The 13,908-nt window shown below is 52.5% G+C and carries 15 protein-coding genes and 2 tRNA genes; 6 read left to right on the top strand and 11 right to left on the bottom strand.

Translation table 11 applies throughout. From position 1 onward, the window contains the following. Window positions 1-25 precede the first annotated feature (25 nt). The 5 genes from Q0Y46_RS07655 to Q0Y46_RS07635 all read right to left on the bottom strand — a co-directional run bounded on the left by Q0Y46_RS07655 (window position 26) and on the right by Q0Y46_RS07635 (window position 4,836). Window positions 26-379 (bottom strand): hypothetical protein, encoded by a 354-nt coding sequence (locus tag Q0Y46_RS07655; protein ID WP_297946337.1) that lies wholly within the window; start codon window positions 377-379, stop codon window positions 26-28. A gap of 4 nt (window positions 380-383) precedes the next feature. Continuing rightward, on the bottom strand, window positions 384-563 hold the full coding sequence (locus tag Q0Y46_RS07650; RefSeq protein ID WP_297946334.1) for a hypothetical protein: 180 nt from the start codon (window positions 561-563) through the stop codon (window positions 384-386). A gap of 118 nt (window positions 564-681) precedes the next feature. Further along, entirely contained in the window at window positions 682-1,941 is a 1,260-nt protein-coding gene (locus Q0Y46_RS07645; protein ID WP_297946331.1) for a glycoside hydrolase family 13 protein, read from the bottom strand. A 67-nt stretch (window positions 1,942-2,008) separates the two neighbouring features. Then, a complete protein-coding gene (locus Q0Y46_RS07640) occupies window positions 2,009-3,982 on the bottom strand; it encodes a 4-alpha-glucanotransferase (RefSeq protein ID WP_297946328.1) in 1,974 nt (657 codons plus the stop codon). 350 nt (window positions 3,983-4,332) lie between these two features. Then, window positions 4,333-4,836: a hypothetical protein gene (locus Q0Y46_RS07635; RefSeq protein ID WP_297946325.1), complete on the bottom strand. Its 504-nt coding sequence runs from the start codon at window positions 4,834-4,836 to the stop codon at window positions 4,333-4,335. A gap of 152 nt (window positions 4,837-4,988) precedes the next feature. Between Q0Y46_RS07635 and Q0Y46_RS07630 the strand changes: the two genes are divergently transcribed. Then, window positions 4,989-5,651, top strand: a complete 663-nt coding sequence (locus Q0Y46_RS07630) for a DNA alkylation repair protein (protein WP_290961325.1) — start codon at window positions 4,989-4,991, stop codon at window positions 5,649-5,651. 205 nt (window positions 5,652-5,856) lie between these two features. Here the strand turns inward: Q0Y46_RS07630 and Q0Y46_RS07625 are convergent. Continuing rightward, window positions 5,857-5,929 (bottom strand) — tRNA-Cys (locus Q0Y46_RS07625). A 143-nt stretch (window positions 5,930-6,072) separates the two neighbouring features. Here Q0Y46_RS07625 and Q0Y46_RS07620 point away from each other — a divergent pair. Further along, the gene (locus tag Q0Y46_RS07620; protein WP_295682094.1) at window positions 6,073-6,528 is read left to right on the top strand and encodes a DUF374 domain-containing protein; all 456 of its coding nucleotides are present in this window, start codon (window positions 6,073-6,075) and stop codon (window positions 6,526-6,528) included. A 48-nt stretch (window positions 6,529-6,576) separates the two neighbouring features. Beyond that, the gene (locus Q0Y46_RS07615; RefSeq protein WP_290961321.1) at window positions 6,577-7,224 is read left to right on the top strand and encodes an exonuclease domain-containing protein; all 648 of its coding nucleotides are present in this window, start codon (window positions 6,577-6,579) and stop codon (window positions 7,222-7,224) included. Window positions 7,225-7,402: 178 nt separating this feature from the next. Here the strand turns inward: Q0Y46_RS07615 and rpmB are convergent, their stop codons facing one another. The 5 genes from rpmB to Q0Y46_RS07590 form a co-directional block, all read right to left on the bottom strand. Beyond that, window positions 7,403-7,624: a 50S ribosomal protein L28 gene (gene rpmB, locus Q0Y46_RS07610; protein WP_290961319.1), complete on the bottom strand. Its 222-nt coding sequence runs from the start codon at window positions 7,622-7,624 to the stop codon at window positions 7,403-7,405. A gap of 77 nt (window positions 7,625-7,701) precedes the next feature. After that, on the bottom strand, window positions 7,702-8,634 hold the full coding sequence (gene ispH / locus Q0Y46_RS07605; protein WP_295685321.1) for a 4-hydroxy-3-methylbut-2-enyl diphosphate reductase: 933 nt from the start codon (window positions 8,632-8,634) through the stop codon (window positions 7,702-7,704). Then, window positions 8,634-9,809, bottom strand: coding sequence for a glycosyltransferase N-terminal domain-containing protein (locus tag Q0Y46_RS07600; RefSeq protein ID WP_297946320.1), 1,176 nt, complete (start codon window positions 9,807-9,809; stop codon window positions 8,634-8,636). The genes ispH and Q0Y46_RS07600 overlap by 1 nt, the downstream gene beginning before the upstream one ends. Continuing rightward, the gene (locus Q0Y46_RS07595) at window positions 9,788-10,408 is read right to left on the bottom strand and encodes an isoprenylcysteine carboxylmethyltransferase family protein (RefSeq protein ID WP_297946318.1); all 621 of its coding nucleotides are present in this window, start codon (window positions 10,406-10,408) and stop codon (window positions 9,788-9,790) included. The genes Q0Y46_RS07600 and Q0Y46_RS07595 overlap by 22 nt, the downstream gene beginning before the upstream one ends. Further along, window positions 10,395-11,945, bottom strand: a complete 1,551-nt coding sequence (locus tag Q0Y46_RS07590) for an ABC transporter ATP-binding protein (RefSeq protein ID WP_297946316.1) — start codon at window positions 11,943-11,945, stop codon at window positions 10,395-10,397. Before Q0Y46_RS07590 ends, Q0Y46_RS07595 begins: the two co-directional genes overlap by 14 nt. 77 nt (window positions 11,946-12,022) lie before the next feature. Here Q0Y46_RS07590 and Q0Y46_RS07585 point away from each other — a divergent pair. The 3 genes from Q0Y46_RS07585 (at window position 12,023) to Q0Y46_RS07575 (ending at window position 13,896) form a co-directional block, all read left to right on the top strand. Then, a tRNA-Glu gene (locus Q0Y46_RS07585) sits at window positions 12,023-12,095 on the top strand. A gap of 130 nt (window positions 12,096-12,225) precedes the next feature. Then, window positions 12,226-12,834 (top strand): hypothetical protein, encoded by a 609-nt coding sequence (locus Q0Y46_RS07580; RefSeq protein ID WP_297946314.1) that lies wholly within the window; start codon window positions 12,226-12,228, stop codon window positions 12,832-12,834. 144 nt (window positions 12,835-12,978) lie between these two features. Then, window positions 12,979-13,896 carry an Rpn family recombination-promoting nuclease/putative transposase gene (locus Q0Y46_RS07575; RefSeq protein ID WP_297946312.1) on the top strand — a complete coding sequence of 306 codons (918 nt, stop codon included), beginning with the start codon at window positions 12,979-12,981 and terminating at the stop codon, window positions 13,894-13,896. Window positions 13,897-13,908: the final 12 nt, after the last annotated feature.

Raw genomic sequence — 13,908 nt, 5'->3', positions numbered from 1 at the left:
TCGATATTTTCACAAAATTTCGGCATTACCCCGCCACTTTCCGATCTGAACAGATTTTCTTTTGCCATAAATCCAGAAACATTGACTCCACAGCGTCCTTGAATTCGTCCTCATACGCTCCAAACGAAAAGCCGGAATTAGCAATACTCGCCAAAGCAAGAACATCCTTTGGAAATTCATTTTCTATCAACTTATAGGTCTTGGAAAAATGTTCCTCATCCTCATTTGGCACAACTTTGCAAAAGAAGGAGTCCAAAGAAACCGGATCATCATCTTTTGTCGGGTCGAAGGGAGGAAAGCAGAAATATCCTCGTGCGGAAATAGCAGAAATATCTTCCTTTGTGCAAGGAAGTAACGAGAAATGATTTGCATCAAGCATCTAGTTATTTGGCAGGTGACTTGTATGTAATCGGGCGGTCCACCACAGGGACAACTATTTCGCCCCTAAGGTATTTCAGAACACGTTCCGCCTGAGAAGGAGGAACTACGACGGGTCTGTAATCGGGGAACCGAACCGGTTTTGAACGAACAGCCATTGCCTTATCCTTTTTTTGATGATTCATATATCAACTATGGAGCCACACTAAACAGGTGTTAGCCCAGCAACGCACTGGAAACCGGCGTAATCATAATATACCAAAATGTATAGGAGAAATCAAGAGGGGCCTTGCTTGTGGCTCGCTATTTGATTTCAAAGGTCTGCAGCTTGTCCGCTAGCGATACCGCGAGCGTCATCTTCTTTTTGCCGAGGGTTCGTACGACAGTGAAGCCTTCCCCGTCGCAAGCGATTTCCATCTTGCCGTCGCGAAGGATGGGGTTATCCTGGCGCATCCGGGTAAGTTCCTGCACTAGCGCATACACCGGCTCTTCCTGCATTTCGGGCAACTTATCCCACGGGATACTCCGGCGGTTGTCGGGGTCCTTGCCACCGTGCATCCCGAGTTCTTCGCCGTAGTAGATGCAAGGCGCACCCGGCATAAAGAACAGCAGCGTAAGCGCAAGCTTGATGCGTTCCCAGCTGGTGCAGGGCTGCGACATCAGGCGCGTGGTATCGTGACTCCCGAGCAGGTTCATGGGCATATCGCCACGGCCTTCGGGGAATGCCGCTTGCAGACGCTTGCAGAATTCCTCCGTCGAAATCGGTTTCTCGTCAAAAAGATACTGCATCACCGCCTTGCGGAAGACGTAATTCATCACGCCATCGAACTGGTCGCCCTGTAACCAGCGTTCCGGGGCATCCCAGATTTCACCGACGATATAGGCGTCTTTATTAATGGCCTTCACACGGCGGCGGAATTCCTGCCAGAAACTGTCGTCGTCGATTTCGTTCGGCACGTCGAGGCGCCAGCCGTCTATGCCGCGCTTGGTCCAGTATTCGGCGACAGAGAAAAGGTATTCGCGCACGTCGGGACAGCTCGTATTAAATTTGGGGAGCGCCGGGTAGTTCCACCAACATTCGTAATTGGGTTTGCCCGAGTAGGCGTGTATGGGCCAAGAATGCACATGGAACCAATCCCTGTACGGGGAATCTTCGCCAAGTTCCATGAGACTGTTGAACTGGAAGAACCCGCGAGAGCAGTGATTGAACACGCCGTCCAAAATGATGCGCATTCCGAGCTTGTGCACCTTTTTCACGAGGCGGTCAAAGTCCTCCAAAGTGCCGAGCACTGGGTCGATTTCAAAATAGTCCACCGTATGGTAGCGGTGGTTGGAATTGCTCTTGAAAATCGGGCACAGGTAAAGCGCCGTCACACCGAGACCCTTGATGTATTCAAGTTTATCTTCAATGCCCGCGAGGTTCCCGCCGAACATGTTCGAGCGAGTGGGCTTGCTATCCCAGACGACAAACTTGCCTACGGCATTGTACTTCGGACTGCGGCAAAACCGGTCCGGAAAAATCTGGTAGAAAACAGCGTCTTTGACCCAAGCAGGAGAAAACATGGTATAGGGAGTAAGGGGTTAGAATCTAGGATCTAGGGTCTAGTCTCTAGGCCCTAGCCTCTATTCTCTAAATTTTCCACATCGCGCGGCGCTTGCGCTCGTCGACCAACTTTCTAATTTCAGAAGAAAGCGACGTGAGCTTGAGCAGTTCGTCTACAAGGCAGGGCAGCTGGTAAGTCCAGTTGTTGCCACCGACCGTTCCGGGCACGTTGATGCGCTCGTTTTCGGGGTTGCCGGCGGAAAGCGTTGACGACAGCGCGAAATAGTCCTGGATAGGCAAGATGCAGAACAAACTGTTCGTGGAGAACACGTGCGTGAGGAGGTTGCGGACCACGGGCGGAGTGAGTTCGTCCGGAGCGGAGCCCATCTGGTGCGCATGGGACCAGTACAGGTTCTTGTCGAAATCCGGTTCCTTCCACAGGCCACGAAGCGTCGAGGTGTCGTGGCAGCTCGTCGTGCAAACGGAAAGGCGCGGGTATTCCTCCATATCGTAGTACGGAGAATATTGCATGTTCCAGTTGCGGGCCCAGCGTTCAATGCGCAGGGAAAGAATGTTGAGCTTGTTCAAAACCGTCGGAACGCACGGAGGTACGGCACCGAGGTCTTCGGCGCACACGAGCATGTCCGTCTCGTTGGCAAGCACGGAAAGGAGCTTCATGGCATTCTGTTCCCAGAGGGCATTCTGCGCATGTTCATTCGCATGGATGATATCGTGCAGTTTGTCCTGCTCGTTCTGGGGCAGCGTGTAGAGCACCGGCTGGTTGTACCAGTACCAATACGGGTAGAACACGTCGTCGCTGCCGGTGGGGATAAACACGCGGTTCCAGTAGACACGCAGCATGGCGTCCTTGACAGCCTGCGGTTCCTCCATCGCCAAAATCTGCTTTTCAGAAGAATACTCGTCGCGCAAGATAAAGCGGTCGGTCGTGCCGGGCAAGTTCTCGAAACACTTCGCCACGAGGCGTTCCGTATCGTCGCCCAAGAATCCGCGGAGCTGGTCGACGGAATAGTTCGGGTTGCGCAGGTATTCCAGGGACTGCCTGCAGAACCCGGCACCATGAAGCACATCCCAAGTCAGCGGCACAGACGGCTCGAAATGGCCGAGGATTCCCGTGACCTCCTTTTCGGGGATGGTCCAGATACGGAAGAAACCAAGCACGTGGTCAATGCGATACGCATGGTAGAACTTGCTCGCCTGGGCAAGGCGCTTACGCCACCAGGAGAAATTGTCCTTCTCGATGACATCCCAGCGATACGTGGGGAAGCCCCAGTTCTGGCCGGCGTAGCTGAACATGTCGGGAGGTGCGCCCGCCCTGTCGGCCAGCGAGAAATACTTGCGGTCGGCCCAAACGTCGGCGCTGTCCTCGTTGATAAGGATGGGAATGTCGCCCTTGATGTGCAAGCCCATCTGAGAAACTTCGCTCACAGCCGTGCAGAACTGCATCTCGGCAACATACTGCATCCAGGCGTGGTACAGGCAATCCTTGCGGAACTTTGTCCAGAGTTTGCCCACCTGCTCGGCATCCGGGTCACGGTAGTCGCTCCAGTCCTTCCAACTGGCCTCGTTGTTCTGCTGTTTGAGCGTACAGTAAACGCAGTAGGGCTTGGCCCATTCATTGCGTTCGATCCAGGTCGTAAGCGACTTGTCGTGGCGAATCTGGTCGTAAGAGTTATCGAAAATCTTGCGGAGAATGGCGCGCTTCCAGGTGGTCACGCGGTAATACTCCACGCGGTCGGACTTCTCAAAAGATTCCTTCGCCTCGTCGATTTCGCCCTCGAAGGCGGACGAGCCGGCAACCGACTGGATGTTGATGAACGCGGGGTTCAGCGCGAATGCACTCCGGGCGCTGTAAGGGCTCGATTCGGAGCCAGTGTCGTTCACCGGCAGCAACTGGATAATATCGAAGTTGCAAAGAGAAGCCCAGCGGGCCAGGGGAATCAGGTCGAGGAAGTCACCGATGCCAATGCTCGCATGGCTGCGCAAGCTGAACAGCGGGACGGCTACGCCCGATTGGAAAGAGGAAATATCACCATATCTCATGCCGTAAAATATAAATAGACAATAGATGAACTGCGAATGACGAAAGAGATTTATAAGGAAGAATAAGGAAGAAAGGGTGCCTTTTTACCCATTTTCGGCCCTATTTCTGCTTTATGGGATATATAAATAGGGGAATTTTTCCACGCAATATAGCCCCTATTTTTTATAAATTGAGATAATATGAGCTGGGAATGTAAATATTTACGCGAAACCTTCTGCGACAAGCGAAAGAAGGAATGTTGCCCCGGGGATGCAGGTTGCGTCCTGTACGGGAAATACACATTTCCCCTGCGAGAAGCCGCAGAGAAAGAGGCTTCCCCTAAAAAACACAAATAATCTGATAAAAAGCGCTACGGAAGCGGGTTTTTGCGGGGTCTGCCGCGCCCGCGTTTCGCGGCAGGAGCCGGCTCGGTCTTCTTCTCGGGAACAGCCTGCGCCTTGAACGTAAAGCCCATCTTACCGCAGAAAGACGACTTGAGCACGCGCCCGGACACCGGGCGCGGCGGCACCGCCGGCTTCTGGGAGGCCGTGTTTGCCGCCGGGACGGCGGGAACCGGCCTCTGCGCGGCAGAAACTGGCTCCTGGATAAAATCGCTCATTTTGGGCATCGGAAGCGACGAAGCCATCGAAATCGGCCTTTTAGCCCTATTTTCACCATATTCCGAGGCAATTTTCCTCATTTGAGCGGCCTCGGCATTCAACTTGCGCAGGATGCGTTCCTTTTTCGACGGGCGGGCGCGATAAGACCTTTCACCCCCCGATTCAGAGTTTCTGACAATCTCTTCATCGGACAGTCCACGCAATTCTAAAGGAACTTCTATAATAGGCAAATCGGCTACAACATTAGATTTCATAAGCATTCGGGCGATTTATTAGAAAAATTTTTTCGTTGTCAAGAGTATTTTTTGAATTTTTTTTGTCACGTTTGTGTCAAAAGATAAAAAAATTAAAAAAACTTTTTGTCAAGGCCTAGAAAATAAATTGTTTCTGGACTATTTTTGTAACAATGCTTCGCTTTACACAAGAAATATTACTCGCGCTTCGCGCTATCGCAAACGAAGAAGAGTCGCACGAAATGTCCAAGAAGGCTCGCGAACAGTTCGACTTTCTCGGAGTCAAGCTCGTCCCTCGCCGTGAAGTCACCTACCCGATTTTCGACAGGAACCCGCCCAAAGATGACGCCGAACTGGTCAGCCGCATCGAAGACATGTGGGCCCAACCCTACAGGGAAATCCAATACGCAGCCTGTGACTACCTGTTCAGGCACCGCCACATGCTGGGAGGGCAGCATCTGGTCTTCTTGAAAAAACTCATCAAGACCCGTGCTTGGCACGACACCGTCGACACGCTCGCCGCTTGTATTTTAGGCGATCTCGTCTGGCGCCTGCCTGTGCTCCGTACAAAAATCGCCTCCTGGATTCGCGACCCCAACATCTGGATTCGCCGCAGCGTCATTATTTTCCAGATCCAGTACAAGGACCACACAGATTGGCCGCTTCTGCGCCAGTTCTGCCTCTCCTGTGCCAAGGACGATGACTACTACATCCGCAACGGCATTCGCAGGGCATTGTCCGAATACGCAAGGATCAATCCCATCGAAGTCCGCCGGTTCGTGCAAGACAACACCTTCGCCGAACAGACGACCCAAGAAATCCTTCGCTGGATTTAGTATTAAAGCAAAGTTCACGAATATCAAAGGCGGCCTAGCCGCCTTTTTTATATTCCTTCAAGCCAGCAACTCCGAGCTGGGTCCCCTCCCGCATCACTCAACAGCAATCATGAAAAAACAACGTCATCAAAAAAATAACGCAATATATCCCTAAAATCCTTATGACAAAAAAAGAGACTCCCTCGTTTAAGAGGAAGTCTCCAAGAGGCAACGATCAGACTCGAACTGATGAATAAGGCTTTTGCAGAGCCGCCCCTTACCAACTTGGGTACGTCGCCAAAGATGCGGGTAATATAGGTAAAAATCGGTAAATTTCCAAGGGTTCACTCCGAAAAAAGTCAAAAAAACAAAGCTATCTTTGACCACGATGAGCAAAATCCCGTTAAAAACAAAGTTTTTTGCCAAATTAGGTGCACTCTGGATGCGCAGCCTACGCATTCGTCTGCACACCCCGGAAGATTTCCGCCCCGGTGTGCTCGGATTGTGGCACCGGGACCTGCTCGCGAGTTGCGCCGCATTCAAGGACAAAGGAGTTCACATCCTCGTCTCCAAGTCCGGCGACGGAGAAATTCTCGCACTTGCAACAACATCGCTCGGCTTCGAAGTCACACGCGGTTCCGATACAGATGGTCCGTTGAACGTCCGGCACATCCTCCGCAGCCTGCGTGCGGGAAGGTTCGCCGGGATGGCCCTCGATGGCCCCCGCGGTCCGGCACTCGAAGTCAAGCCCGGCTCCAAGTGGCTTGCCGAAAGCAGCGGCACGCCCCTCTGGCACATCGTCCCGCATTACGGAGCGCACATCACGCTCAACACATGGGATAAGTTCGTCGTACCGCTCCCGCTGTCATCAATTGACGTCGAAATTAAGTATCTTTAGGGCAAGCCCAACCATTTGATTTATGGTTCCAAAAAAAGGAAGAAATCCGTGATTGCATTACCTCCGAAATTTGTAGCATTCGACCTCGAAACCACCGGCCTCAGCAACGTAAAAGATGAAATCATTGAAATCGGTGCGGTAAAGTTTACCGTCGAGACTCGTGATGGCAAAGTCGTCCCCAAGATGATTTCGGAATTCGAGACGTTCGTCAAGCCGAACATGCTCATCCCTGCCGAAGCTTCAAGCGTCAACCACATCACCGACAAGATGGTCGAAGACGCTCCCCCGGTAGGCGAATGCCTCAAGAAATTCACCGCGTTCTGCGGTCAGGGCACCATTCTCCTCGCCCACAACGCGAACTTCGACGCGAGTTTCCTCCGCGAAGCCTATGCCAAGAACCCGCAGCTCGTCCCGGGCAACCCGGTCGTCGACAGCCTCGCCATCAGCAAGACCATCCTGCCCGAACTCCCGAACCACAAGCTCGGCTACATGGCTGGCCTGTTCATGAAGCGTGGCGAAATCTCGATGAAAATCGACTCCGAAAAGATGCACCGCGCGGTCTACGACTGCGAAATGCTCATGGAAGTCTTCGTCGCCCTGCTGCGCAGAAGGCTCAAGGAAAAGGACTGGGAACTCGGCAGCATCATGCAGAGCATGGCCAAGTACAAAGGCGTACCGCAGTTTATTAAGAAGTGATTAGGGGCTAGAATCTAGGGGCTAGGGAAAAATATCACGGCTTCGCCGTCTGCTATTAACGCACGAAGGGCGTGATTTCTATTCACTAGATCCTAGTCTCTAGTCTCTCGTCTTATACAGATACACAAAACACCGCCAAGGGCTGCCTTGGCGGTTAAATTTCGTTCCGAAACGGGAATTAGATTCCGAGTTCCTGAGCTACGGTCTGGATACCGAGCTTGTTGATCGTGCGGAGACCAGCGGCGCTCACGCGGAGGGTCACCCAGCGATCTTCTTCGGGGATATAGAAACGCTTCTTCTGGAGGTTCGGAAGCTGCTTCATCAACTTCTTACGGTTAGAGTGGGAAACCATGTTGCCCACGAGGCCGGCTTTTCCGGTGACTTCACAAATACGGCTCATAATTAAACTCCGTTGTTTTTTACGGACACCAATTTTAGTTAAAAGTTTCGAAACTGTCAACCATTTTCATTGCAATTTCAATTTTGCAGTTCTTTCGGGAGGTTAAATTTGGTCGATTCTACCAATTTTACGAAATTTTCGATTGAAATCGGGCCAAACTTGTCCCTCAGCCACTCGACGACCTCCTGAACTAGAATTTCAGGCGCACTGGCACCGCTGGACAGGCCAACAGCATCGATTTTGTCGAACCAAGCCGGATCCAGGTCGTCCACCCCGGCGATAAGGTGGCTCTGGATGCCCTGTTCAAGCCCCAATTCCATAAGACGGGAGGAATTTGACGAGTTTTTTGCCCCGACGACCAGCAAAAGGTCGATTTTTTTGCAAAGATCGAGGACCGCCGCCTGGCGATTCCCGGTCGCATAGCACAAATCCCCAGCTTCTGGGCCGACAATATTGGGGAAACGGAACTTGAGCGCGGCAATAATCTTGCGGGTCTCTGCCACCGAAAGCGTAGTCTGCGTGATGTAGGCCAGTTCCTTGCCCTCGGGGATGACCAAGTTTTCCACATCCTGCTCGTTGCGGAGGAGCGTAATGGAACCTTCGGGAAGTTGCCCCAGGGTGCCTTCCACCTCGGCATGGCCCGCATGGCCAATAAGGATGATGTGACGGCCAGCGGCGTAGTGGCGTTTTGCACTATAATGTACGCGGAGCACCAGCGGGCAGCTCGCGTCCAGCACATGCAAGTGCCTTTTCTCGGCATCGGCATAGATGTGTTCGGCCACGCCGTGAGCCGAAAAGATGACTACGGAGCCTTCCGGGACCTCGTCGACCTCGTCGACAAAGACGACGCCCTTGCTCTTGAGGGAATCGACCACGAACTGGTTGTGTACGATTTCGTGGCGCACATAGATAGGAGCACCAAACTTTTCGAGAGCTTTCTCGACCACATGTATAGCACGGTCCACGCCGGCACAGAAACCGCGGGGCGTAGCAAGGACTAATTTTTTCATCAGAGCAATTCCTTCAGGTAATCCAAAAGCTGGTTGTAGGAATCCATAATTTTAGCTTGTTCATGAGCTAGGAACGTGCGCACCAACCGCACATCGGGCAAGGGACGCTTCGAATAACTTGCGGTCGATTTCAACTGCGTAACAACGCCCTCGCGCAAAAGCGATTCGATACATTCCTTTTTCCCCGAGGCATAGGGGCCAATGCACGTAGCAACGCCCATCTGGAGCGGTTCCCAAAAATCATGTACACCAAGGTTACGGCAGAACGATCCGCCAATGACGCAAGTGCGCGACGTCGCAAAAACTTCCGTGGTACGTCCGTACTGGCTAACGACAGACACAGCACCCTTCTGCACCAGCGGCCAGTCCAATATCATGATTTCCTGGTCGTGCAAAGCCTTGCGGAAGGCATCCAGCTCCGAAAGATGACGCGGAACGAGCACCACCGATTCCTGGCGCATGATAGACGAGAACAGCATGCGCGAAAGGCTCGCCCATTCGGCCATGTGCATAGAGATAAACGCTGTATCTACGGTCGGATTTTCAGGGGGCTCGATTTTTGCATTCGAACGCGCCCAAGGCAAAAGTTTCCAGTCACCCCCGATCATCATCTTCGAGATGTTACCACGGGCAGCAACATTCAAAAAGCGAGCGAGGTCCGAACCCGTCTGCATGCAGGCAAAGCCAATGGCAGACATGTCTACCCCCGGAAGCGAGGAACGATACCGGCCCGAAACAAGCGCCACGGGAGAGAGCCCATTACGACGGTGCATCGCCGAAAGGTAGCCAGGCCACAATTCGTTTTCCCCAAGAATCAACCCCAGCGGGCGGACACTTTGAACAAACGTTCTCATCGCACTTGGCGTATCGGCAGGAGCAATGGCGGATTCAACACTAGGAGCAGTCTCTTTGAGGAAGGGCAAAATTTCTGCTTTCTGCGTCGTGAGCAAAATCTTAGGGCAACCGGGCAAATCCTGTTGCAGGAAGGTCGCGAGGTTCAGAAGCATCTTGCATTCCCCGAGACTCGCCCCGTGCATCCACAAGAAAGGGCCCTCGGGCCACGGCCCGTAGAGACGTTCCTTCATGTGAAACGTCTGTTCGACAACCGGCACCTTGGACGCCACCTGGGCGACAGAACCTAATGCCACGCGGGCTAAATCAACGACCTTGAACATACCACAAGAAAATTAACAAACACGAGCCACGCCCACGTGGAGGCATCGGCCGCAAAGGCCTTCCAACGGGTGCGTTTTGCCAGTTTCGCCGTCCGGCCACCGCCCACACGGCTTCTCAAACCAGGGAAAAATGGGGGCGTTTCCTTCGCCCAGGCTTGCCAAGCATCCCCAAAACGCCCTTCCAAAAAACGATCCTCCGCACGGGAAAGCGCCACCTCGAAAAGGACGACAGCCAGCACAAAAGGGAGAGCCAAAGGCGAAATCCCGAACTGGAGCAGCACCAGCCCGCAGGCAAAAGCCGTATTCGACACGTAAAGCGGGTGCCTGATATAGGCGTAAGGGCCACTAGTCACAAGAGATTCGGCAGCGTGCACGCTCCCGCGGGTATGTTCCCCAATATAGCGACGCGCCCACACACGAAGCACAAGGCCCAAGGCGTTACACAAGAGGCAAAGCACGATGGCGGCAAGCCCAAGAACCGAGCCGAACGGGTCAGCAGGCCGGACATCCAGAGCAAACGGGAGCAGCAGCATGGCAAACGCCATGACGGCAAGGATGTACCCGCGATACCGGTAGATGAACGGGCTAACCTTCGACAACGCCACCTCCCACCAGGGCTTCCATATCGACAACGCGGAAGCGCCCTTCGACGGAGGCACCCAGGCTGTCGTGACTCACGACGATAGTCCACTTGTGAAGCGCTGCCGCCGCATCCAGGAACGACTCCAAAAGCGGTTCCCTGTCGGCGAGGGCGATGGAAGCGAAAGGCTCGTCCAGAAGCACCGTACTCGAATCAGAAGCAAGCGCCCACAGCAAGGCGACGCGGGCACGCTGGCCCCCAGAAAGGCTTTCCCTGGGCACAAGTTTTTCGGTCCCGGAGGCTTGAATAAACTTGTCGATGGTGCCGGATTTCCGCTTGAGAAGCTCTTGCAAAATAAACCTTGGCGGAAGTTCCAGGTCTTGCGCAACAAAGAACACGTCCCGGGGCATCTTGGCATCCCCTTGCCATTCTTCCAGGCCCGCCGCAAGGCGCAAAAGCGTCGACTTGCCTACCCCGTTGCGGCCACGCAGCAGCACCGGCTTGGAGCGGTCCCACGAAAAAGAAATCCCGCGAAACAGGGCGGCATCGCTCCCCTCGTACTGGAAGCGCCCGTCATCCACATGCAGGCCATCGTCGCGGTTGCCCCCGCACGGCTTGCGTTTGGGGAGGCAGCCAAAGCGGACAAGAACGTTGTACGCAGTGGCCGAAGCGCGCATCTGGGGCACCACCCTGGCGCATTCCTTAACCGGCTTGTAGCAAAGCAGCACGGCCGAGCAGAACAACACGAGCCCCGTACCGTCCATCCAGCCCGAAGAAATTAGCTTGGCGCAGAACGCCAGGACCACCACCATGGCAAGCACCGAGACCGTCTCTGCCGTGAGCGAAAGTGCCCCCTTGCGGACAGAAGTCGAAAGCCCCCGGTCCCGCAGCGAACGCACGGATTCCATGAGGCCGCCGGAAACGTGGTTCCGTTCGTAACGAGAACTCCACCGGCGGAACAGCCTGCGGGCAAGCCCAAGGTCCTGGCGGAAAACCGCACGGGCCTCCAGGAGAGACTCCTCTTCGGGCCCCATCCGGTGGATCTTGCGCTGCATCCAGCCAATCAGCGGCACGACGACCACGAAAAGGAACAAAGTAAGCGGCCACGAGATGTAAAAAAGCACCGGCAAAAAGACGACGAGCTGTAGAACGGCTTGCACCGCCTGGAAGCATACCGAACTGTTGGACTGCAACACCTGGGTCGATTCGTAGGCCGACTCGACAGCACGCTCCCCCTCCGGACCGTGAAAATTCGAGGGGGCAAGGTTCCTCAGCGTGCGCAGGAACCACCCCAAGACGAGCGCCCCCACGCCATAGGCCCACTTTTCGGAAATGCGGACCTTCCAGAGCATGAACACGAAGCGCAAAACGGTCAAAAGGAGCATCAGGGCAATCCATTCCGTAAGCCCGACAACCGGCTCGCCCGACAGAATCCGCATAAAGGCGCGGATTCCCCAAAGCAGGGCCGCATCCGATGCACTCGCCAAAAGAGCAACGGGAATAAACCGGAACAGACCGCCGAAAATGGATTTTTTGAGCCGCTTTTGCAATATCACGATAAAAAATTAAAAAAAAAACACTGGGAGCCCTTGACTAAAACACATATTTTCCTATATTTGGCCCTACGCAAGACGCCCCTATCGTCTAGTGGCCTAGGACTCGGGATTTTCATTCCCGCAACAGCGGTTCAAACCCGCTTGGGGGTATAAAAAAGAACCTACCGAAAGGTGGGTTCTTTTTTTGTACCATGCCCAATACGTACAAATGTACGTTTGCAAGCGATTCTGTATATATTTATGGCATGACGAGCCTTGGTTATTCAGCGTAGAAATATATATGCTAAAAATACTGCTGTACATATTGGGTATTTTATTTTTATTGACGGCTTGTACTAGTGAGCAAATCCGGTTTATAAACAAATCTTTTGGGTATTTCAAAGTTATGAGAGTAATTCCGATTGATTTGTCCAATACGGAAAAGCATGTATTTCACATAAAGGAACATGATAGCAGAAGGACGGTTAATATAAATTTGTGCTTTGACTTCATTTCGAATGCGGGAAACCTGAAAGTTGTTGAAGGCTTGAAGATTAAAGCTCGAATTTCTATGGGTAGATTTTCTCATGAGATAATGACGGACAGTGCGGTATGGGCGGAGAATGGGGCCTGTTGGTTTTATAATGATAGCCATGGACTGCAACTTCTTAATAGTGATTTACCTGCCGACATTGATTTCGACAACCCTTTAACTATTGAGTTCCAGATAATGGAAAGCGACTGCGTTAAATGGACATTTTACAGCAATCCACATGATTTGGATGAATGGGGACGATTGCCTCCACCTGTTAAAATTAACGTTGTGAAAGGCGATACCGTTGCGCTACGTAAAATTGCAAACCCACGTCTTGTTGTTGTAACTGGCAATTATTCTGTGGGTGAGAAATAGAATCCCTAATTATATAGACGTTCCAAACGAAATTTTTGTCCACCTATTTTTTGCAAAATTAATTTGTCTTGACTTGTGCTTCTTGCCGGTTTATATTGTCGGTGTTTGAAATATTCATCGACAATATCGACAGGGGAATGTACAATGGCCAAGCGCAAGCCGCTTAAGGACTGTATAGTAAAACCGGGTGAGAAAAGCCCGTTTGCAAATTTACTGGTGGATCTCGCTTTCAAGAAGGCCTTCGACCCGGACAAACCTTCAAGCCGTGAAAACCTTGTGAACCTGCTGAACGACCTGCTGGAACCTCAGCTCAAGCGGCCCATCAAGAACGTGTGGACTCGCAACGTGGCGAAAAACCTGAGCGGGAGCAGGGAATCCCGCACGGCGATTTTTGACTTGCATTGCGAAGACGACATGGGCAACCTCATTGAGATAGAGGTGCAAATTCGCAGGCAAGACCACTTCCTGAAAAGGCTAGCTTTCTACGCCAGCGAGATAATCGCGAATCAGGCAGAACCCGGCGATGATTGGAATTACGATATAAAACCCACGTACGTGATTGCATTCGCGCGACATAAGGTGTTTGATGACAACCGGATTGTGCACCGTGCTGCCGTTACCGATCTTGAAACGGGTGCACAATTTGTGGATGCCTACAATTTTACGACTGTTGAACTTTCGAAGGTTCCCTTCTTTATCAAAAAGAAATCCGACGACTTGAGCAAGTGGCTGTTTTTCTTTCGTTTTCTGAACCGGCTTAAGGAACTGCCCGCCGAGTTGGACGAGAAAAAGTTCGAACACTTGACAGAAAGTTCAAAAGTATCTAACTTCAGCAAGGAAGAATTCGAGGTATACCAAAAAATGTATCACGAAAAATGGGACCACAATGTTATGGTCGACGGCGTCTTTGAGGAATTCGCGAAAGAAATTGACGCGAAGGTTGCCGAAAGCGTTTCTGAAAAAACTCGCGAAATGGCGAAGGCCATGCGTGATTACGGGGATCCTGCCGAAAAAATTGCCGCTATATCCGGTCTCTCCATAGAAGAAATCGCCAGACTATAGTCCCCAATACGT

It is taken from the genome of uncultured Fibrobacter sp., assembly GCF_947305105.1.
In the GTDB taxonomy this organism is placed as follows: Bacteria; Fibrobacterota; Fibrobacteria; order Fibrobacterales; family Fibrobacteraceae; genus Fibrobacter.
Note: the sequence above shows the minus strand (reverse complement) of the source record. Positions and strands in the feature narration are given on the sequence as shown.